16 protein-coding genes are annotated in these 21,823 nt (G+C 69.1%); 3 read left to right on the top strand and 13 right to left on the bottom strand.

Features of this window, described 5'->3' with window-relative positions:
* Window positions 1-290 precede the first annotated feature (290 nt).
* From NRB56_RS14825 to NRB56_RS38990, 11 genes are all read right to left on the bottom strand, one after another.
* On the bottom strand, window positions 291-1,871 hold the full coding sequence (locus tag NRB56_RS14825; RefSeq protein ID WP_153342493.1) for a Dyp-type peroxidase: 1,581 nt from the start codon (window positions 1,869-1,871) through the stop codon (window positions 291-293).
* Window positions 1,868-3,085, bottom strand: coding sequence for a hypothetical protein (locus NRB56_RS14820; protein WP_153342491.1), 1,218 nt, complete (start codon window positions 3,083-3,085; stop codon window positions 1,868-1,870). Before NRB56_RS14820 ends, NRB56_RS14825 begins: the two co-directional genes overlap by 4 nt.
* Before the next feature lie 221 nt (window positions 3,086-3,306).
* Window positions 3,307-4,167 carry an alpha/beta fold hydrolase gene (locus NRB56_RS14815; RefSeq protein ID WP_319943017.1) on the bottom strand — a complete coding sequence of 287 codons (861 nt, stop codon included), beginning with the start codon at window positions 4,165-4,167 and terminating at the stop codon, window positions 3,307-3,309.
* A 46-nt stretch (window positions 4,168-4,213) separates the two neighbouring features.
* On the bottom strand, window positions 4,214-5,422 hold the full coding sequence (locus NRB56_RS14810; RefSeq protein ID WP_319943016.1) for a cytochrome P450: 1,209 nt from the start codon (window positions 5,420-5,422) through the stop codon (window positions 4,214-4,216).
* Between the two features lie 9 nt (window positions 5,423-5,431).
* On the bottom strand, window positions 5,432-7,663 hold the full coding sequence (locus NRB56_RS14805; protein WP_153342489.1) for an AMP-binding protein: 2,232 nt from the start codon (window positions 7,661-7,663) through the stop codon (window positions 5,432-5,434).
* Entirely contained in the window at window positions 7,660-8,910 is a 1,251-nt protein-coding gene (locus tag NRB56_RS14800; RefSeq protein WP_153342487.1) for a cytochrome P450, read from the bottom strand. Before NRB56_RS14800 ends, NRB56_RS14805 begins: the two co-directional genes overlap by 4 nt.
* The gene (locus NRB56_RS14795; protein ID WP_153342485.1) at window positions 8,907-9,803 is read right to left on the bottom strand and encodes an SAM-dependent methyltransferase; all 897 of its coding nucleotides are present in this window, start codon (window positions 9,801-9,803) and stop codon (window positions 8,907-8,909) included. Before NRB56_RS14795 ends, NRB56_RS14800 begins: the two co-directional genes overlap by 4 nt.
* 1 nt (window position 9,804) lies before the next feature.
* Complete coding sequence (locus tag NRB56_RS14790; RefSeq protein ID WP_319943015.1) at window positions 9,805-10,059, bottom strand: acyl carrier protein; 255 nt, start codon at window positions 10,057-10,059, stop codon at window positions 9,805-9,807.
* 11 nt (window positions 10,060-10,070) lie between these two features.
* A complete protein-coding gene (locus NRB56_RS14785) occupies window positions 10,071-11,027 on the bottom strand; it encodes an acyl-CoA desaturase (protein ID WP_153342483.1) in 957 nt (318 codons plus the stop codon).
* Window positions 11,028-11,181: 154 nt separating this feature from the next.
* Window positions 11,182-11,502, bottom strand: coding sequence for a hypothetical protein (locus tag NRB56_RS38995; protein WP_227837741.1), 321 nt, complete (start codon window positions 11,500-11,502; stop codon window positions 11,182-11,184).
* On the bottom strand, window positions 11,499-11,972 hold the full coding sequence (locus tag NRB56_RS38990) for a class I SAM-dependent methyltransferase (RefSeq protein WP_227837739.1): 474 nt from the start codon (window positions 11,970-11,972) through the stop codon (window positions 11,499-11,501). The genes NRB56_RS38995 and NRB56_RS38990 overlap by 4 nt, the downstream gene beginning before the upstream one ends.
* 154 nt (window positions 11,973-12,126) lie before the next feature.
* On the opposite strand from NRB56_RS38990, the gene NRB56_RS14775 reads away from it, so the two are divergent.
* The 3 genes from NRB56_RS14775 (at window position 12,127) to NRB56_RS14765 (ending at window position 16,202) form a co-directional block, all read left to right on the top strand.
* Window positions 12,127-13,338 carry a cytochrome P450 gene (locus NRB56_RS14775; protein WP_153342481.1) on the top strand — a complete coding sequence of 404 codons (1,212 nt, stop codon included), beginning with the start codon at window positions 12,127-12,129 and terminating at the stop codon, window positions 13,336-13,338.
* A gap of 53 nt (window positions 13,339-13,391) precedes the next feature.
* Window positions 13,392-15,080 carry a cytochrome P450 gene (locus NRB56_RS14770; RefSeq protein ID WP_153342479.1) on the top strand — a complete coding sequence of 563 codons (1,689 nt, stop codon included), beginning with the start codon at window positions 13,392-13,394 and terminating at the stop codon, window positions 15,078-15,080.
* Window positions 15,081-15,224: 144 nt separating this feature from the next.
* Complete coding sequence (locus NRB56_RS14765; RefSeq protein ID WP_153342477.1) at window positions 15,225-16,202, top strand: Rpn family recombination-promoting nuclease/putative transposase; 978 nt, start codon at window positions 15,225-15,227, stop codon at window positions 16,200-16,202.
* A 444-nt stretch (window positions 16,203-16,646) separates the two neighbouring features.
* Here NRB56_RS14765 and NRB56_RS38340 read toward each other — a convergent pair whose 3' ends face one another.
* Window positions 16,647-18,935: a hypothetical protein gene (locus tag NRB56_RS38340; protein WP_194290860.1), complete on the bottom strand. Its 2,289-nt coding sequence runs from the start codon at window positions 18,933-18,935 to the stop codon at window positions 16,647-16,649.
* Between the two features lie 6 nt (window positions 18,936-18,941).
* Window positions 18,942-21,776, bottom strand: a complete 2,835-nt coding sequence (locus NRB56_RS14755; RefSeq protein ID WP_153342473.1) for a hypothetical protein — start codon at window positions 21,774-21,776, stop codon at window positions 18,942-18,944.
* Window positions 21,777-21,823: the final 47 nt, after the last annotated feature.

The following is a 21,823-nucleotide window of genomic DNA, read 5'->3' as shown; positions in this document are numbered from 1 at the left end:
GATTCCGTCACAACCGCTCGGCCGCGGTAGATGCCGTCGGTGTCTACCGCGTTCGCGAAACCGCCCAGCCCAGGTTTGCCTGGTTGAGGTTGTTTCCACGCTCCACAGTCGATCGGGCACCACCCGGAACGGCGTGTGGACGCTGTCGTCGTAATCCTGGGGTGGCAGGACTCGGACTGCTAGGTACGGACGAGGACTGATCTGCTCGGTAGGTCTGCCATGGGCGAACCCTAACGGCTGGGGCCGACACACTCCGATGTCGGTGCGGCCGAGCCGAATTGCTTTCGGGTTCAAGCTGTCAGCTGCCGGGCGTGGCCGGTGTCCACGGCGCCGAGTGTGTCGCGGAAGAACGAGATCGACGGCATGAAGAAGTACTCGCCGCCGGTGGCCGAGACCCAGCGGTCGGGCAGGGTCATCGCCGTGGCCGGCGGCGAGATCGCGAACGTGAAGTTGCGCGGTCGCGCGGGCTCGCCCATCACCGCGTCGTGTCCGGTCACGCCGAGCTGTACGGGCCGATCATCCTGGTTGGTCCAGCGCTGCATGAGGAACGCGAACTGGTTGTCGATGGAGCTCTGGAAGCACACGAACAGCAGGCCGCGGTCGAGGTCGGCCGAGCCCGGCGTCGCGGCGTCGTAGGGTTCGCCGTACGGAATACCGCGGCGCAGAATCAGTTTCGGTACGGTTTTGCCGGCGCCGCCGATGTCGGTGGCGCTGTCGCGCGGGTTGACCTTGCGGATGTGCGCTGCGGCCGGGCAGGTCGTGCCGCCCTCATCCGCGGCCGCGAGCGGCGCGGGATCGCCGGGTAGCGCGCCGGGCACCGCGTTGTCGTACAGGAAGTAATTCGCGGCCTCCCCGGTGATCCGCAGATCTTCCCGCGGAGCGCGCATGATCGGCGTTCCCGATTTCCAGCGCCCGACCAGGCATGCGCCCACCAGGTCCGCGCTGAACGGCGCCTGCGGGTGGCTCGCGGTGAGGCTCGCCGCGGCGTCCTGGACGAACGTGTCGAATGCGCGCACGTCCTGGCGCAGCCGGCGGAACACCATGAACGAGCCGTTGTCCGCCCATGCCGGGCCGATCGGCCTGAGGTTGTCGGCGACGACGCGCGGGCCCTTCGCCGGATCCTGCCGGCCGTAGCCGAACAGCACGTGTCCCGGCCAGATCAGCGTGCGCCCCGGGGCGGCGTAGTCGAGCGAGTAGTCCTCGAACGGCTCGGTGCGCGGGATCGTTCGGGGCACGAAGTAGTCCTCGGGCGCCTCGGACCTCGTGCCGCGGACCGCCGGCTCCGAGATTCCGTCCTTGAAGCCGAAATGCTCGTGGCCGGCGAGCGCGCCCGGCAGGACCCGGCCGCGCTCGACGTCGACCAGCGCCAGACCCGCGGCCTGCGCCGCCCGATCGATCGTCTGCTCCTGGCTCGCGATCAGCTCGGGATGATCCGACGCCAGCACGATCACGACATCGACCGGGTGCGCGTCGCCGCCGACCCGCCACGTGCTCGTGCTGCCCGCCGGATCGCCGAGTGCGGTCGCCCCCTCGGCCATGCCGTTCTTGAACGCCTCGTCGTCGAACTGGTCGACGTCGCTCGACGCGGTCAGCGCGCGCAGCGCGGTCGCCGACAGCGCGATGTTGAGCCAGACGAAGAACAGGCGATCCGGGTCGGCACCGCGGCGCCGGCGCATCTCGCTGAACAGCCGATTGCCCTGATCGACCTCCTCCGCCGTGCTGAGCTCGGCGTGCATCGACGCGAGCCACGTCCGGGCGCGCGCGACGTCGATCAGCTTGTAGAACAAGAAAGTCTGGCAGTCGTTCTTGAAGCCGGGGATCACGTCGCCCTGGATGTCCTCGAGCGCCAGCCGGGGCTCACGTGGCGTCACGGCAACGAGCTCGCTCGGCTCACGAACGCCGCCGCGTGCGGCTTCGGCGCTGCCTCCGGCCGGGCGCCGAGGCAGCCGATCGCGCGCGGCGCCGGTCTCTGTGATGCCGGGCCGACGAGCACACCGAGCCGCATCTTGATCCGCGCGGCGATCTGGCCGCCGTAGGCCAGCGGCGTGCCGGCGATCTCGAGGTCCGACAGCTGATAGCCCTTGTCCGGCGGCACGCTGAGTTCGGCGTGCACGATCATGTTCTTCGACTCGTCGCCCACCGACGAGCCTCGCGTCACGTTCCAGAACGTCTGCGGATCGGTGCCGTCCGGCGTGGTCCAGCCGGTGGTGTCGAGCGACGCCATGTAGAGCCCCACCGGATTCGCCAGGGTGATGAGCTTGCCGGCCCGCGCCACCGCGTTGACCGCGGCGCCGATCGTCGGGTCGCTCTGCCGTGCCGCGTCACCGTATTGCGCGCACTGGATGAGATCGTCGGCGTCGGTCTTCAACTTGCCGTTGGCATTCCGGCGCAGGATCGCCGCACGCGCCGCGATGTTGACCTCCGCGCCCAGCGAATTGTTGGGCTGCTGCATGTGCACGCACGCCGCGTTGTTCCACTTGTTCCACGGATCGTAGTTGCCGTGGGTGTCCTCGAGGTCCGCGAGTTCGACGGTCGTGTCGTTCGCGATCGTCCGGTAGAGCTCGACGAGCAGCGCGCGCGTCAGCTTCGGGTCGATATGCTCGGGCGGATCGTGCAGGAACGAATAGTATTCCGGCGGCTCCGAGGTGAATGCCACCTTGGTCAGCTTGCCCGCCGCGTCGCGGGTCACCACCCATTCGCAGTACTCGTCCTGGATCCGGGTCGGTGGGGTCAGTCCGGGGAACTTCTGTGGCGTATCGAGGAACTGGTAGATCTTCGTCGTGTTGCCGCCGAACCGCGCGTCGAAGCTGGTCGGCAGCGCGTTCCAGTTCACGTTGACCGGTGCGGCGTCGTCGGGCACCGGTATGACCAACGGGTTGAAGAACCGCAGGTCGCTCGAGCTCAGACCCCACCCCGTCAGCTCCTGGATCGCGAACGGTTGCGGGTCCGTCCCGCCCGGCTTCCAGGCGGTATGGCCGTTGATGTTCTGGTTGTAGAGACTGTCGAGCATGTCGCCCCACGCGGCGCGCAGGCCCGGCACCGCGTCGAAGTCATCCTGCCCGGCGGTCGGATCGAAAACCCACATCTGCACTCCCCCTTCATGACCCGAGAACAGCCAATGTGATCAGAGTATCGATCACGGACACTGACCGCTCCCCGATTCGGGTGATCTGTCCGAACGCGCCCGGGCACAGTATCGCGGGGGAGTCGACCGCACTCAGCGGGTGGCCGCGCGTTCGGTCGGGGTTTCGGCAGGTGGCGGCGACCGGACGGACTCGAGGTCCGGCGGGACGGGCCCGCCGGACCTCAGCCGTGCACCGGGCGCGAGGACCGGGCGTCCGGTGCGGTCTGGTCGACGCGGGTGAGGAACCGGCGGAGCAGGTCCGTGATCGCGTCGGGTTGTTCGAGGGAGCTGCTGTGGCCGCAGGCCGGGATCTCGTGCAGTTCGGAATCGGGGATGAGTTCCGCCAGGCGGCGGGAGTCCGCTGGTGGGGTGGCTCCGTCGTCGGCGCCGACCACGATCAGGGTGGGGACGGTGATCCGGGGGATTTCGGTGGTCATGGGGGTGCGGTCGGCTACTCCGGTGACCGCGTGGCGGGTCGCGGTGCGGTCGATCGCGATCAGGCGGGTCGCGAATTCCTCGGCGGTCGCCCGGCCTTCCGGGGTGGCGAGGAACGTGGGGCCGAACAAGTGGCGGGTGACGCGGGACTTGATGGGCCACAGGCCGATTCGGCGCAGGACCCGGGCCATCAGTTTGTATTCGCTGCCCTTGTCGGGTTTTTCGGCGTCGGCGCTGGTGTCCAGGAGGGTCAGCGATCGCAGGGACCCGCCGTGGCGGGCTGCCAGGCGCTGGCCGACGAAGCCGCCCATGGACAGGCCCACCCAGTGCACCGGGCCCAGGTCGAGGGCGTCGATCAGGCCGAGCGCGTCGGCGGTGAGGGTGTCCATGTCGTAACCGGTTGCGGTGGGCGGGGTTTCGCCCTGGCCGCGCCAGTCGATCGTGACGCAGCGGTATTCGTTGCGGAGGGCCGCTGTCTGGGCGCGGAACATCCAGCCGCCGAACAACAGTCCGTGCCCGAAGACGACGGCCGGGGCGTCCGGGCGGTCGGCGGGAATTCCGGTGTCGGTGTAGGCGATCTGGACGTCGCCGATGGTCAGGGTGGGCACGGGATTCCTCGTTCCGGGGTCGAGAACTTGTGGTCGAGAGGCTGTTTCACACCGAGATCGTCAGGCGCGCGGGGCCTCGGACGTTGATCCGGCCGTTGTGTTCCAGCTCGAGCAGTTCGGCGTGGGGGAAGCGGCGGGCGAAGGCGGCGAAGGCGATCTCGGCCTCCAGGCGCGCCAGGCCCGCGCCCAGGCAGTGGTGGATCCCGGCGCCGAAGGACAGGTGCCGGCCCGCGTCCGGGCGGTCCAGGCGCAGGCGGCCGGCGTCGTCACCCCAGAACGCCGGGTCGCGGTTGGCCGCCCCGAGGCAGGCAACGACCCAACTGCCGGAGGGGATTTCGATATCGTTCGCGGTGAACGGGGTGACGGTCACCCGGCGCATCAGATGGACGGGGGTGTCGTAGCGCAACAGTTCCTCGACGGCGTCGGCGGCGGGGACCGCGCCGGTGCGCAGTTGCCGCGCCTGGCCGGGATGGCGTAGCAGCGCGAGGATTCCGTTGGCCAGCAGGTTCACCGTGGTCTCGTGGCCGGCGATGTAGAGCAGGACCACTTGGGCGGCCAGTTCGTCGGCGTTCAGGACGTCCCCGTCGTGTTCGGCGGCGATCAGGCGGGTGAGCACGTCGTCGGCGAGATGCGCTCGCTTCCAGGCGATCAGGTCGGCGACGAGCGCGAGGACCTCCGTGTCCGCGGCGCGGATCCGGGCCTGGAGGGCGGGATCCGGGAGCGGTTCCAGGGCCAGGACCAGGGTGCCGACGAGTTCTCGCAGGCGGGTGCTCTCCAGCACGGGGATGCCCAGCAGTTCGGAGATCACCGCGAAGGGGAGCGGAAAGGCGAACTCCGGCAGCACATCCGCGCCGCCGGTCGCGGCGATCCGGTCCAGGGCAGTGTCGACGTGGTGTTCGATCCGTGGCCGTAGCGCCTGGACGGCCCTCGGGCCGAATGCCTTGGACACCAGGCGGCGCAGCCGGGTGTGGTCCGGCGGATCCTGGTCCAGCAGCGACAATCCGCCCATCATCCGGTTCCGCTTGCCGAGGGTGCCGCTGTCGCTCTTCCAGGTCGGCAAGCGGGTCAGGTACTGCTCGTCGACCGATTGCGCCGCGCGTTGCAGCGCGGCGACATCGCGGTAGCGGGACACGATCCAGAAGCCCAGCGGATGTTCGTGCACCGGCGCCCGGTCGCGCAGCCGGGCGTAGTGCGGATACGGATCGTCGGCGTACCCGGGCGCGAACGGGTCGAAGACGGGCGGTGTGGCGGCCACGGCGCCGGCTCAGCCCTTGGGCAGGGCCACGTTGCGCAGGGTCACCAGCGCAGTGGCGCACAGGGTTTCGCCGTTCTCGTCCACCGAGTACAGGTCCGCCGCGGCGATCGTGATCAGCGAGCCCGGCTTGACCACCCGGCCGCGGGCGACCACCTGCTTGCCCTTGGCCGGGGCGAGGATCTTGACCGTGTAGTCGATGGTCATGTTCGACCAGCCCACCGGGAGCAGGGTGCCGGCGGCGGAACCCGCGGCGAAGTCGGCCAGCGAGCCGAGCACGCCGCCCTGGAAGAAGCCGTCGTGCTGGGTGAGTTCGGCGCGGTGGGGCTGGACGATCTCCACCTCGCCCGGTTCGACCTTGGCGAATTCGAAGCCGAGATGCCGTGCGGCGGGCATGCTGAGCACCACCGCGGGCACCAGCTCCGCGAAATCGGGATTCTGGGACGGCCAGTTCTGCGTAGCCACGGTTCCTCCGTTGTCGTCGGTCGGGTCGGGCGCGGTTGCCGGGGGAAGCGGGGACCAGATCGCGAAGCCCCCGTCGAGATACTGTTGTCGCGCCGCGGTTCGCATGATCTTGCCGCTGCTGGTTTTTCGCAACTGTTCCGCGCGGGCGAGGACGAGATCGCCGATGGTGAGCTCGTGTTCGGCCAGCACGGCCGCCCGGATCGCGCCCGCCACCTCGGCGGGGTCGGCCTGCGGCTGCGGATCTCGCCGGATCTCCTGTACCACCACGAGTTTCGGGGGTGCGGCCGGATCGGCGGCGTCGGCGGACACCGCGAACGCGGCGCAGCGGCCGGCGCGCAGGGCCGGATGCGCGGTCTGGACGGTGTTCTCGATGTCCTGCGGATAGTGGTTGCGGCCGCGGATGATGATCAGATCCTTCAGCCGGCCGACCACGTACAGTTCGCCGTCGGAGAGGACACCGAGGTCGCCGGTGCGCAGATAGGTGCGCTCGGGCCGATCGGCGCAGCGGGCGCGGAAGGTCTGCTCGGTCTGGTCGGGCCGCTCCCAATAGCCTTGCGCGACATGGTCGCCCGACACCCAGATCTCGCCGGCCCGGTCCGGCGGGCAGGGCTCGCCGGTCTCGGGATCCACGATGCGCACGTGCTCGCCCGGCAGGATCCGCCCGGAGCCGACCAGGGTGCGGGCCCGGTTGCCGCCGGCGGGCAGCCAGCGCCGCTGGGCGAGCGCCTCGACGTCCGCGTCGAAGGTGCGCGGGCCGCGGCCCTTCGCGCTGCCGGTGACCAGCAGGGTCGCCTCGGCCTGGCCGTAGCACGGGTACAGGGCCCGCGCGTCGAATCCGTACGGGGCGAAGACCGCGGCGAATCGGTAGAGGGTCTCGGCGCGGATCGGCTCGGCGCCGTCGAACGCGACCCGCCAGCTGCTCAGATCGAGTTCCGGCACCTTGCCGCCGACCGCTCGCGCGACGCAGGCGTCGAACGCGAAGTTCGGTCCGCCGCTGGTGTGCGCGCGGTAGCGGGAGATGGCCGACAGCCACAGCAGCGGCCGCCGGATGAACGCGCCCGGTGACATGAGCACGGCCCGCGCGCCCACGTAGATCGGTTGCAGCACATTGCCGATCAGGCCCTGGTCGTGGAAGAACGGCGCCCAGCCGACCACCGTCGAATTCCGGTCGTGGCCGAAGGCCAGCCGGATCATCTCCTGGTTGGCGGCCACGTTCCGGTGCGTCACCCGCACGCCCTTCGGCGCCGCGGTCGAACCGGAGGTGTATTGCAGGAAGGCGACGGAATCCGGATCGATCGGCGCCGCAAGGACATCCGGCTGCACGTCGGCGGCGATCGTGTCCACGTCCAGCCAGTGCGCAGCCGGGCACAGCGGTTCCAGCGCCTGCCGCAGCATGCCGGACAGCGGCCGTACGGTGAGGATCGCGGCGGCCCGGCAGTCGACCACGATGGATCGGGTCGCGTCCTGAACCTGGTTGCGGCGCGGCGGATTCACGGGCACGGCCAGCACGTGCGCGTAGAGGCAGCCGAAGTACGCGACGATGAAATCGAGGCACTGCGGGAACACCAGCAGCGCGCGATCGCCGGGCACACAACGCAATCGCAGTTCCTCGGCGACCGCCAGCGCGCGGCTGTACAGCTCGCGGTAGGTGACGGTGACGGTTTCGGCGCCCTCGTCGTCCAGGAACGTGTACGCGATCCGGTCCGGCTGTTCGACGGCGCGGGTGCGCAGCACGTCGGTCACCAGGGTGAGCTGTCCGGGTTCGGCGGTGGTCGTCATCGGGCCCTCCGTATCGCGGCGGGCAGGGTCCGCAGTCCACGGAGGATGAAACTGTGGTCCTGCCACTCGAATTCGTCGCTGTGCGGGGTCAGCTCGGCGGAGTCGCGGTAGAGCCGGTCGAGGGCGATCTCCGCTTGTAGTTCGGCGAGGATCCCCCCGAGGCAGCCGTGGATGCCGTGACCGAAGGCGAGATGGGCGCCGCCGTCGCGGGTGAGGTCGAACTCGTCCGGCCGGTCGAAGATCTCGGGATCGCGATTGGCGGCCCCGAGGCACACCAGCACCTGTTCGCCGGCGTCGATACGCTGCCCGCCGATCTCCGTCGGCCGCGTGGTCAGGCGCTTGGTCAACTGCAACGGGCAGTCGTAGCGCAGGGTTTCGACGACCGCGGCCCGCAGCAGATCCGGTCGCGCCCGCAGCAGGGCCTCCTGCCCGGGGTGGCGGATCAGCGCGAGCACGGCGTTGCCGATCAGCGATTTGGTGGTCTCGGTTCCGGCGACGAAGCACATGACGCAGAGGAAGATCACCTCCTCCTCGCTCAGCGAATCGCCGCCCGCGGTCCGGGCCGCGAGCAGTCCGCTGATCAGGTCGTCGCCCGGCCGGGCGCGGCGCGCGGCGAGGACGGGCCGCAGCGCGTCGCCGAACGCCTCGACGACCTCGCGGACGCGGGCCATGTCCGCGGCCTTCATCAGGCCGGGTTCGAGCAGGAAGCGGATGTCGTGGGTCCAGGGCCCGACCAGATCGTGCAGTTCGGCGGGCAGGTCCAGCCAGGCGCACAGCACCGCGATCGGCAGGGGACCGGCGAAGTCCTCGATCACATCGAAACTGCCTGCCGCCCAGGCTGGTTCGATCAGCCGGGTGGCGACCTCCGCGACCACGGGCCGCAACCGGGCCACCGCGGGGGCGGTGAAGGCGCGGTTGACCAGCCCGCGCAGGCGGGCGTGGGCGGGATTGTCGGTGAACACCAGCGAGGTGTGACCGAGCCGCACGATCCGCGCGACGTCCCCCTGGCCGAGCCGGGCGGCCTGCTCGGCCACCTGGCTCGGGATCAGGCCCGCGCTCGCCGACCGGTCGTGCAGGACAGCGCGGACGTCGGCGTGCCGGGTGACCACCCACATGCCCAGCGTGCGGTGCACGGGCCGGGTGGCCCGCAGCTGCGCGTACTGCGGATACGGGTCGCGGCGGAAGGCCGCGCCGAACGGGTTGAACCGGACCGGCGCCGCCGCGCCCGGGGCTGGGGAACCGGTCATCCGCGAGTGTCCGCACCGCCGAAGAACCGGCTCGGGTACGGTCGCAGCACCAGCCGCAGCAGGCCGATCTTGCCCATCCGGAAACCGAGCGCGGACAGCTTGAGGTAGCGCTCGTACCGGGCCACGACCTCCTCGCCGACCAGGGCGGTGGCCTCCGCGCGCCGGGCGCGCAGCCGGCGCGCCCACTGCTCGCAGGTCCAGGCGTAGTCGAGCCGGTCGTTGCGCAGGGCGACGATCTCGAAGATCCCGTCGGCGGCCGTGACGATCTCGGCCGGGGTCGGCAGGTCCGCGTCGGGGAAGATCTCCTGCTGCATGAACGAACTCGCCTGCTCGCGAGACATGTTCGCGTAGGCGATGGTTTGCAGCGACAGTGTGCCGCCGTCGGTGAGCCAGTCCCGGCACCGGGCGAGGAAATCCCGGTACACGCCGATCTTCTCGTCCGGGCTGTCGGTGGGACGCGCGAAATGTTCGAAGGCGCCGATGGATACGATGCCGTCGAAACGGGTGTCCGGCTCGTACTCCAGCCAGTTCTTCGTGTGCACCTCGACGCCGGAATAGCCTTGCGCCGTGACGAATTCGGCCTGGGCGGGGCTCAGGGTGAGGCCCACCGAGCGGGGCACGCTGTGCCGCCGCGACAGTTCGCGCAGCATCGATCCCCAGCCGCAGCCGATGTCGAGCACCGTCTCGGCCCGCGCCGCCCCGATCGCGTCGAGGTGGAAGCGCAGCTTCCGCTGTTGCGCGAGTTCCAGTGTGTCGTCCGGGCTTTCGCGCAGCGCGCACGAATAGGTGAGCGTCTCGTCCAGCCACAGCCGGTAGAATTCGTTCCCGACGTCGTAGTGGTGCCGGACGGCCGCGGCCGCCGTGCCCATCCGGTCGGTGGTCGGCACGGACATACTAGGCGACGCTCCTGCTGTGCTCGTGCAGATAGGTGGCCATCGCGTTCAGATTCGGGTGCTGATACAGATCCTCCGGCGACAGATCGACGCCGTAACGCTCCTCGACCTCGATCAGCAGCGAGACGGCCAGCGCCGAGTCGACCCCGATGCGGTCGAAGTCCGCGGCGGGATCGATCGACTGCGCCGGCACCTCGAGCAGATCGGCCAGATAGGCCCGGCACCATTCGACGATTGCGTTCTTGCTGGTATCCACGATGTGTCCTCTTATGCTGCGCTGGGCGAGACGTCGGGCGTCCCGGAGTTTCGCTTCGATTCGCGGCGGTCCGCGGTGGGCACTTTCAGGTCCCGGGCGAGACCCACGGCCGCAAGGGTTTTGATCAGCCAGTAGCCGGGATCGAGCCGGTACCAGTCCAATCCGAACGACGGGGATTCGGGGAACGCGTGATGATTGTTGTGCCACGATTCACCGAGGGACACCAGCGCGAAAATCGCGCCGTTGCGGCTGTTCTCGCGCGAATCGTAGGGGCGGGTGCCGAACATGTGCAGGAACGAGTTGATCGCCCAGACGATGTGCTCCAGCAGGAACATCCGCGCGAAGCCGCCCCACAGCAGGCCGCTGACCGCGCCGGTCCAGCTCAGCGTCACCAGGCCGCCGATCAGGGCCGGGAGCAGCAGGCCCAGCGCCACCCACCAGTAGTAGAGCCGGGCGACCCGCACGAGGCCCCGATCGCGGATCAGATCCGGCGCGTAGTGCACGACGTTCGGGTATTCGTGGCGGCGCATCCACAGGAAATGCGAGTGCGCGAGCCCGCGGAGACGGCCGCGCCAGCCGGTCCCGGACAGATTGGGGGAGTGCGGATCTCCGTCCTGGTCGCTGCATTCGTGGTGGCGGCGGTGCAGGGCCACCCAGGACACCACCGCGCCCTGTCCGGCCATCGAGCCGAACACGGCCAGCACCGCGGCGACGGTGGGGGTCGTCTTGAAGGTGCGATGGGTGAACAGCCGATGGTAGCCGACCGTGATACCGAGACCGGTGAGCAGCCACATCCCGAAGATCAGGCCCAGTTCGGTGACACCGAACGGGCGCACGATCAGGAATGCGAAAGCGCCCGCCGTGCCGATGATCGGCAGGATGTCGAACAGCAGGAAATGCCGGCGCTGCAAGCGGTGGATATACGGATTGCTGATCGTCTTCTTGCGTGGAGCGGCATCTTCGATCATATGACTCGAACCTCACGAGAACCGAGCTGGGAACAGGGGATTCGAAATTCCGGCGGTCGCTGCGACTGCGGCGGTTCGATCGTACGTCGGAAACATAGGATGATCACCTATCGCGCGAATGGAATCGGCTATCGCGGCATTGTCACTTCGGGGCTCAGCCGATCGGCAGCGGGCGTCGTGCCCGCACGGCGAAAATCGCCGGGCCGGTGACGAGGTGGGTGCCGGCGCGGGTGAGGGTCCACCAGTGGTTCACGTCCGCGCGGGTGATCAGGTTGCGGTGGACCATCCGGTCGTGGAATTGCTCGACCAGGAATTGCCAAGCGAGCCACGCGCTTTCGTGATCCGATTGCAGGCCGCGATAGCCGGCCTCGACGTCGGTGAAACCGAGGGTGCGGGTGTCGGCGAGCAGGCGGCGGCCGTAGGTGGCGTCGAAACCGCCTTCGCCGCCCATGATCTCGGTGAGGGCCGAGATCATCGCGGTGTGGACGGGGCGTCCGGTTCGACCCGGTCCGCGTACGTCCAGTCGACCTCCTCGACCAGCAGCCAGCCGCCGGGGGCGACCGCGGCCGCGAGGCGGTGCAGCGCGTCCCGGTGCGGATGCAGATGTGCCACCAGCAATCTCGCGTGGACGAGATCGAACTGCGCGGCGGGGAGATCGTCGGTCAGGAGGTCGGCGTGGCGGACCTCCACCTGCGCGGGGAGATCGTCCAGGAAGCGGGTGTCGCGATCGACGGCGAGGACACGGCCCTCGGCGCCGACGATCGCGGCGAGGGCCGCTGCGACGGAACCGGTTCCGGCCCCGGCCTCCAGGCAGCGGTTCCCGGGGCCGATACCCAGCTCCTCGACCAGTCGCATCGTGCCCGCGTCCCAGAGTCGTGCCAGCGCCTCCAGGCGGGCCCGCTCACTGGGGAAGGCCTGATTCAGGACGTATGTCGGCGAGTCCATGATTCCGGATGTCTATCAGGGTCTTTCGCGTGCGGGCAAGGGCCGGGCGCGGGTTCCAATGGCCGGATTCGAAATGTCGATCCGGGCGCCGGTGCGGGCGGAATCCCCGATAGGAAGAGTTCGTACGGGACCGGTGGCGGAGAGGATCTCGAGCATGTCGGCTGAAACGAAGGTCGTGTTCGACGGGTTCCATCCCGCGTACCGGGCCGACCCGTACCCGCGCTACGCGATGGTCCGCGAGGCACTACCGCTGTATCCGTTGCGGCCCGGGATCCATCTGGCCACCCGCTACGCCGAGGTGTCGGACGTGCTCACCGATCCGGACTGGGGACACGGGTACGACGACGGGATCAACCCGCTGCGGCCCGGGGTCGCACCCGACGACGTGCCGGGCGGGATCGTGCGGATGGACCCGCCGCAGCACACACGGGTCCGCGCGATCGTCAACCGGTCCTTCACGCCGCGCAAGGTCGGTGAGCTCGCGGACCGGGTGGAGCGGATCATCGGTGAGCTGCTGGACGAGGCGATCGGGGCGGGTGAGGTGGATCTCGTCGAGGCGTTCGCGCGGCCCGCGCCCTTCACCGTCATCGCGGAACTGCTCGGTGTGCCGAAGGCCGACTACGGCGACGTGATGGCCTGGTCGATGGTGATGGTGCACGGCACCGACCCGGATATCCTGCAGACGCCGGAGCAACTGGCCCGCCGGGACAAGGCGAGGGTCGAATTCGACGCGTACTTCACGGACATGATCGCGGTGCGCCGCACCGCGCCGCGCGACGACATGTTCAGCGACATGGCCGCCGCGCTGGACGCCGGCACCGCCACCGGGCCGGAACTGGCCGGGCTGTGCGTCGCGCTGATGGTCGGCGGGTACGAGACGGCCGCCGACGTGATCGGTACGGGAGTCGTTGCGCTGCTGCGTAATCCGGATCAGACGGCGCTGTGGCGGGAACGGCCCGAGCTCGCCGGATCCGGTGTCGAGGAACTGCTGCGCTACGAGCCGCCGGTGCAGTTCACGCATCGGGTCGCGCTGACCGATCGGGAGCTGGCGGGCCGGACCTTCCCGCGCGGGGAGGGGATCGTGGTCGCGATGGCCGGCGCCAACCGCGACCCGGCCGTGTACACCGATCCGGATCGTCTCGACATCGCCCGCTTCGCGGGCGCCAACCCGCCGCCGCGGGCCCTGTCCTTCGGTGGCGGCGTGCACTTCTGCCTCGGTTCGATCCTGGGAAAGCTCGAGGTCCGGGTCGCGGTGGACACACTGCTGCGCCGCGCACCGGACCTGGCGTTCGCCGGCGACCCGGTGTGGCGGAACACCGCGGCCTTCCACGGGCTCGACTCGCTCCCGGTTCGGTTGCGGGCCTGAGGAATCCGGCAGTAGTTCGTATCTCATCAGCGGCACGAAGGAACGAGGACCCGATGACCGTGGACCACGCCGAGACCACCCGGCAACGCCGGCTGCGCGACCTGAAAGCCTTGGTGGACCACGGGATCGACGCCGGCATCGGGGTCGGTCACTCCCTGGGCGTGCTGCTCGAGACCCTCGAGGAGGGGCGCACGGTGTGGACGCTGAAGCCGTCCCCCGCGGCCGCGAACGCCCTGTTCACCGTGCACGGCGGGGTGATCTCCACACTGCTGGACACCGCGATGGGCAGCGCCGTGTACACGGCGATCGAGGACGGCGCGCTGTACACGACGCTGGAACTGAAGGTCAACTTCATCCGTTCGGTCGGCCTCGAGGACGACGTACTCACCTGTGAGGCAAAGGTTCTGCACGCGGGCCGGCGCACGGCCACCGCGGAGGGCCGGGTCACCGACGCGAAGGGGCGGCTCGTCGCGCACGGCACGACCACCTGCCTGGTGTACTCGCCGAACACCCCGGCCGTCGAGGAGGCGCCGGCGCCACCGAATCCCGGTGCCGCACTGGACGCGTTCGATCCGAAGCACTGGCCCGACCCGTACCCGCGCTACGCCGCGGCGCGGGAGTCGACCCCGCTGGTCGCGACCCCGCTGAACGTGCACCTGGTGACGCGCTACGCGGACTGCGTCGCGATCCTCGAGGACAACACCTGGAGTCACGCCCACGAGGCCGACCTGTTCCATCCCGGCGTCGAGCACGTCGACCTGCCCACCTCGTTCCTGTGGATGGACCCGCCGGACCACACCCGCCTGCGCGGACTGGTGAGCAAGGCGTTCACCGCGCGGACCATCTCCCGGCTGCGGCCCCGCGTCGAGCAACTGGTGAAGGAACTGGTCGACGCGGTCGTCGAGGCCGGCGAGGTCGACGTGATCACCGCGCTGGCCTACCCGCTGCCGCTGACGATCATCGCGGAACTGCTCGGCGCGCCGGCCGAGGACCATCCGGATCTGCAGCGCTGGTCGCACGCGCTGGCCCGCGGATTCGATCCCGACCGGCTGCTCCACCCGGAGGAGCGGCAGGCCCGCACCCAGGCCGCCAAGGAATTCGTGGCCTACTTCCGCGACCTCATCGAGCGGCGCCGCGCCGAACCGCAGGACGACCTGATCAGCGGCCTGGCCCTGGTCGAGGAACAGGGTGACGCGCTCACCCTGGACGAGGTGCTCGCGACCTGCGTCACGCTGCTGGTCGCCGGGCACGAGACGAGCGTCAACCTCGTCGGCAACGGGATCCTCGCGCTGATCCGCAACCCCGACCAATACGAATTGCTCTGTGCGAAACCGGATCTCGCGGGACCCGCCGTCGAGGAGATGCTGCGCTACGACTCGCCGGTGCACATGACCACCCGATTGGCGCACGAGCAGACCGAGATCGCCGGCCACACCTTCGCCGCCGGCGACGGCGTGGCGCTGCTGTTCGGTTCCGCCAACCGCGACCCGGCGGCGTTCCCGGACCCCGACAGGTTCGACATCACCCGCTACGCCGGAACTTCCTCGGTGAAGCGGCATCTCACGTTCAGCCTCGGCATCCACTACTGCCTCGGCGCGCCTTTGGCCCGGCTGGAGATGGAAATCCTGCTGCGGGAACTGGTCCGGCGCGGTCTGACCATGACCCTGACCAGCGACGAGGTGCCCTACCGGCGGAACCTGGTGTTGCGCGGGATCGAAAGGCTCACGGTCCGCTTCGAATAGGGAGGCCTTTGGTCCGGGTGGTGGTATCGCCGGGAGTATCGGCCGTGTCGCACGCCCGATCGGGCTGGCATATATGGCGTGTCGCAGCGAAATGCCGTCTGTTACTTTCGGATTCGGGTCGGATCGGCCGTAGATTGCGATCCCATGGCCGAGACGCCACCCACACCGTATGACTCCTTGTTCAAAAAGTTATTGGGCCGTCCGGGCAACGCCGCCGCGGAATTGCGGCCGGCGTTGCCGGAAGTGGCTGCGGCGCGGATAGATTGGCGCCACCTGAAACCGTATCCGGGCAGCTTCGTGCGCCCGGATCTGCGGCAGCGGCACGCCGATCTGATGCTGGAGACCCGGCTGATCGACGGGCCCCAGGCCTTTCTCTATTGCCTGATCGAGCACCAGAGCAGTCCGGATCCGGTGATGGCGTACCGGCTGGAGGAGTACCGGTTGCGTTTCTGGAGCGCGTGGCTGGACCGCCACCCGGGTGCCGGGAAACTGCCGATGGTGATCCCGCTGGTGATGCACTGCAGCTCCGATGGACGCCGCTGGAACGCCGCGCTGGACTTGGCCGACCTGATCGACCTCGACGAGCACACCCGCGCGGCGCTCGGAGAGTTGGTGCCGCGGTCACCCTACCTGCTCGACGATGTGAACCGGCTGGACGCCTCGGCCATGCTGGCACTGCGCCAGCCACCGGAATTACGGATGCTGAAAGTACTGTTGCGGTTCGGGCCGGGCAACCCGGCGCTGATCGATCTGATCACTCAGGACTATGGTCCCGACCTGCACGCTTCGTTCAACGCTGCAGGTGGGGACCAGCTTTTCGAGTACATCATGCGGTATATTCTCACCGTGACCGCCGGCTCGATCGGCGAGGACGATCTGGAACCGTTATACGATCTACTCGGCCCGAAAGCGAGGGATATCACCGTGACACTTGCCGAAAAATTCGAGGCCCGCGGCGAGGCGCGAGGTCGTGCGGAGTCGCTGCTCGATCTGATGCGGGTGAAGTTCCGGTCGGTGCCCAGCGAGGTGCGCGATGTTGTGCGTGCGGCCGATGTCGCACAGTTGCGTACCTGGACCGAGCGGATGCTCACCGCGGATACGCTCGACGGTGTCTTCGGCTGACCTTTCGACGGGTCCACAGCAGCCGGAGTGTGCCGGGCGTCGCAGTGGTACGGCGAGGAAAACTCGAACAGCGTTCTGCGGGTTCCGACCGCCGCACGGTCACCGCACCGCTATGTCCGCCGTTCGCGCCACACGATGACATCCCACGCCCGGTCCTTCAGCTGTGGGTCACTACGTTGTCTCGGCTACCGGCGGACTCACGCTCGAAGATCCGGTCACCGAGCCGGTGTTCGAGCCAGGCGGCCGGTATGCCATCAGAGCGGTAACGGTTTCTCTGCGATCCTGCTCGCTTGCGCGAGGTTTTCCGAAGTCGGCGCATCCGGGCGCAGTCCCGACGATGAAGGAAATCTGCAAGGCCGAGGACATCGACCGCGCCCAGCGGGCAGTCAAGGCATTCGAAAAAGCCGTTGAGAAGATCACCGCACGCGGATCATTCGGAAAGGCTCAGTGCGCTTCGATCAGCCAGCGGCCTCGGACGTTCACGAAACGTTGTGGGGGTGTGGGAGTTCCGTCGTGGGCGGTGATCAATGCCGTGGCGGTGCCGTGCCGGACGGTCGCGATGACGTGTTCCGGGCCGGAGAAGTCGCGGCCGGCGTTGTGTGCCCGATTCTGTTCGATCCACGACCAGCGTGGCACGGCCTTGCGGCTGCGGGGTGCGAGGTGCCAGTCGTAGATCGCGCCGTACCGATCTTGCTGAATGTACCGATAAATGGCGGCGCGGGCCGCGACCACGGTCTCCGCACCTCCCGTTTCCCCGGTTCGGGATCGTAGCCGCCAGTACAGGGAATCGAGGATGTAGCGCAGGTTGGCCTTCGCGTCCGGCGGTCCGGGAGGGAGTCGTTGCGGGTCGTAACGCACCAGTTGCGCGGAGACGTCGGCCGGGCGCGGTGCCCGCAGATCCGTCGCGACCGCGCTCAGGTGTAGCGAATCACGTTGTACCAGAATGTTTCCCGCTGCGGAGAACAGTGTCTGATATGCGCTGTCGTCGCGGCCGTCCCCGGTGAGCAGGACCGGCCGCCCGTCGTCGCCGATGTACATTCCGAGCAGATATCGGCCGGTGGCCGCGGGGTGGGTGAAATAGTCGGGCGACATGTCCAGCGCGGCGGCGAGAACGACCAAACGTGCGTGCAATTCGGTACCGGACAGCGGTGGGAAGACGAACAGGCATTTGCTCAGGGCCCGGCAGCGCCGGGCTGTAGCCACTTCCCACATCAATGCCGGTGATCGGCCCACCACGAATACGATGATCCGGGCGAACCGGATCTCGGATTCGACCGCGAGTTGCCAATTGTCGTCGCGGTGATATTCCCGGGCCGCGCCCAGCGGCGCGAGGTTGGTGCCGGGCCGGCCGACCGTCCACACCGGGCCGAACTGCCACATCGACCACGCCAAGAGTTCCTCGAAACGCTCGTAGGGCTGGGTGGAGGCGAGTTCGATCGGGTTGTGCCGGATGGTCCGCCGCATTCGCAAAGTCAGCGCGTCGTCCTGGAAGGACCGCAGCACGAATACCCGCGGCTTGTGATCGTCGCGCTGCGCTGCCGCGATACTGCTGCCGGCCAGCCGTTTCGCGAATCTGTACGGGCCCGACGTGCGGGTGAGAATTCGCCACCCGACCAGGACCAGGACCGCCGCCATCACCCAGTACCCGGCACTGCGGGTCAGCACGACGACCGCGATCGCCGCGAACAGAAAGAAATTCGCCGCGTAGATGATCGCCAGCGAACCCACGATGCCGATTGCCGCAGGGACGATCGACGTGCGCTGGAACGGCAGCGGATCCGGCCGTCTCGCGGCGATCAGCAGATCCATGACGACCACGACCGCGACGATGCCCGGCGCGATGGCCAGTCCCAGCAGTGCGGGAGCACTCGCCCAGATGTGCAGGACCAACTCTACGACGCTGAGCACCATGGCGATCAGCAATTGGCTGCCGACCCGGATGCGCCCGCGGCGGCGCAGGCGGGCCGCGGCCGAGGACAGGTCGTGCACCGGTGAACGGCCCGCCGATTCCGGTTCGGGACGGGTGCGCAGAATTCTTTCCAGACTGCCGCGGTCGCGCAATGTCGCGGCTGTCGCCATGCCCGCGCCCAGCAGCGGAATCAGCACGATTTGCAGAACGATCAATCCGATCCGGAGATCGGTCACGTCCACCCGGGTCGTGGACGTGAGGTCCGGTAGCACGGGTATCGCGGCCAGCTGCGCGATGAGCGTGGTGGCTACGATGTCCTCCTGCCGGGATTCGTCGGCGACTGCGGCCGAGTTCGCGGCGATGTAGACGATCACCTCGATCCGGCCCATTACCGAGGAAGCGATGACGGTCGGCCGCCCGTCCTCGGTACCGGCGATCAGGTGGGTATCGGCTGGAAACGCCGGTCCCGGTGCCCGGTTGCCCGCGGCGCGCATGCGGTCGGCCCAATAGTGATTGCTGAATTCGATGAGCCGGATATGTAGTTCGAACTCGTTCCGCTCCGATTCGAAGTATCGGTCGTGCCCTTGGCGCACGTTATCGCCCAGGCGCTGTTCGTCGACTCGGGTGGCTCCGAGCACCTGTGCGATATCCAGCGCCCGATCCTTCGTCTGCCGGAAACCGAGGCTCTGGGAGACCGCCGCCTCGTCCAGCAGCATCGGCTTCAGATCGGGGCTGCCGGCCGTCGGCCCGGGTGCGGCGGCCGCGATCCCGGCCAGGCTCAGAAGCAGCGCTACGAGCAGACCCACCGTCCATACGCGTCGCATCGTCGGTCAGACTCCTCGGGCTTCGATGACTGCGAGATATCCGGCCGCCGAGACCGGTTCGTCGTCGCGCGGCGGCCGATCGCCGTCGACGCGTACCACGGCGGTCGGCGACCAGCGGACCGGCGGAGGCTGCGCGGAGGCGGCGGCCGGAAGGTCCGCTGCGGCCGGCGAATTCGGTTCGGCGAGCACATTGTCGAGGGCGGCCCGGATCCAGGCTGCGACCCGTGCGGGCGTCGCCCACTGCGAGACCTCCGCGGACATCTGCTCGGCTTCCGGCCGCCGTCCGGCGGCCGCCAGCGCGCGGATCGCGATGCCTGCGGCGAAACAGTAAGCGAGAGAACTCGAGTCACGGATGCTGTCGAGCGCCGGCCGCAGCGCCGCCGGTTCCGCGGCGTGGCCCGAACGGATCGCTGCGAAGGCGACGCACAGTCGCTCCGCCGCCGGACCCGGGTACATCCCGAGCAGCCGCTCGGCCTCGGCCGCTCGATCGTCCGCTGTTGCCCACAGCGCCGCAGCGGCCATCGCGACGAGTATCGGCAGCCGGCGATCGGAATCGGGCTCGAACAGCGCCGCGTGTTCGAAGGCCGCCGCGGCGCTGTCGTAATCGCCCAGGCGCAGCAAAGTCCGGCCGAGGGTGGCCGCGGCCGCCGCGGCGATCCGATCGGGCGTGCCGGGGGACCGCCGCAGGGCCGCGACGACAGGCTCGGCGAGGCGAGCCTGCCCAGCTCGGAAATCTGAATTCTCCAGCAATATCGCTGCGGCCAAATAGGATTCGTATCCCGCCAGTTCGGCCCGCCGGCCCTGTTCACAATCGGTGAACGCGGCCCGGTACCGGGTGAGCAGGGCCGCGAGCGCGCGCAGCTGCGGTGTCGTCGCCGGATCCTGATCGAGCGCCGATGGCCGGACTCGAGATCGACAGCGCCACAGCAGTATTCGTTCCGGCCATGGCTCCACCTGCTGAGCCGCGACGACGATGGTGGCGTCGTCGTCGGAAACCCGGTCCGCGTCGGCCAATGCGTGGATACGCGCGAAATCGCGCGCCTCACCGAAGACGGTGGTGCCGATCGCGGTGAATCGGACACTCAGCAATGCTTCGGCGGCGGCGGGATCGACAGCGACCAGGCATTCGGCGCATGCGGCGATCAGCCTGGCGGCGATCGGAACCCGGCGAGCCCCGACGACGCGCGGCACCAGATGCGCCGTGATCTCCACCATCAGCATGATCTGCGCGGGATCCGGATTCGGTTCCGCGGCGATCGATCTCGCTTCGGCCAGGGCCGATTCGCGTAGCACCTCGCGATTGCAGCGCGGCGCGGACCGATAGCGTGCCAGTGCCGCCGCGGCGCCGCGCGCCGGCGGTGCCTCGAGGTCGAGTTGCGCCTGTACCTCCACCGCCGCCCGCAACACCTCGTGATGCACCGCGTCCGGTCCCCCGGCGACCGGCGCCGCCCGGACCGCCGCCACCGCCTCGGCCGGACGGCCGTCCCGCCACAGCACCCACGCCAGCAGCGTGGCGGCCGGATCGGCATGGCTACCCGGTCTCGGCAACGCGGTCAGCAGCGCGGCCGCATCCCGGTATCGGCCGGCCTCGGCCAGCCGATGCGCCCGGCGCAGACCGCGGTTCCCCCGTGTCAGCCGGAACCGGGACGGCGAGGACAGGGGTACGCCGGTCGGCGGGACGCGGTGCAGGCGGGCGATCGCCCCCCACGCGGCACAGCCGCAGGCCACCTGGATCGCGATCGGCACGGCCCCCGCGCCGAGATACCCGGACGCGGTGAAAAGGACCGCACCCCAGACGATGCGTCGACGCCCCAGCAGGATCGTCGCGAACAGCAGTGCCGGTATCGCCGCCGGCGTGACCGGCGTCAACGCCCGGGTGAGCCACAGCCCGGAGAATGCGGCTGCCGCGGCCACGGCCACCCGGGCCAGATACCGTACCGGCTCGGTGACTGCCACGATCGCGGCGATCCGCGGCACGGCGGCGGAGCATCGCCGTTCGGCTCCGGTCCAGGACCGTAGGCATAGTAACGTGGCGAATTCGCCTGTGCCATCCAGTAGTTCGTGCCAGATCGCACCGAGCAGGATGAGCAGCGCCGGCACGGGCGCATGAGCGAGCGACAACGCCAGGACCAGTACGGCGTACCACGGCACTTTCGCGGTGACCGTTTCGCGCCCGGCTCCGCATACTCGTTCGGTGACCGGCTGTAGATCGTAGGGATGCCGGGTGTACCAGATGGCGGACACGGTGAGCGGCACGAGCAGCAGATGTCCGGTCTGTAGCACCATCATGGTCGACAGGTAGGCCAGCGTGACTCGCGACAGTGCGCCGGCCCGCCGGGTGAGGCCGGACAACAGCCCGCCCAGCACCGTGAGATCGGCCCGGCGCGGCGGATCCGCGATCACTCCGGACGACTCCGCCACGCCCGATTCCAGGCGGGACACGACGGTGGGCAGATCCTCCAGATCGCTCTCGCCGAACGAGTCCAGTATGGCCGTGACCACCGTCATGCGGGCCGCCAGTGCGAGGTCGGCCGTCACCGCTACGGCGACGGCCATCATGGTCACCGAGATCGCGGGCAGGTCGTAGACCCGGCACAGCGCACCGGCGACCAGGAGAACACCATCCACCGTCGCCGCCTCGGGCACAGCGGGCGACGCGTGCCCGAGGCACTTCGCCACCTCGTCATCGATCGCGAAGAGGACTCGCGTCCAGTCGATCTCGAGCCGGTCCAGGGCCTGCATCAGATCCTGGCGCGAGGCGGTGTCCTCCGCGATGATGCGAGCCAGCGCGACGACGTTCTCGGCGCGACCGTCCGGTTCCGGGAACTGCTGCAACGACATTCGGTATCCACGTTTCGAAAGGCGGGTATCTGGGCTGCTTTTTCGGC

This window comes from Nocardia aurantia (assembly GCF_009604425.1).
Lineage (GTDB): Bacteria > Actinomycetota > Actinomycetes > Mycobacteriales > Mycobacteriaceae > Nocardia > Nocardia aurantia.
The sequence above is the reverse complement of the archived record's forward strand: the minus strand, read 5'-3'. Positions and strand labels throughout refer to the sequence as shown.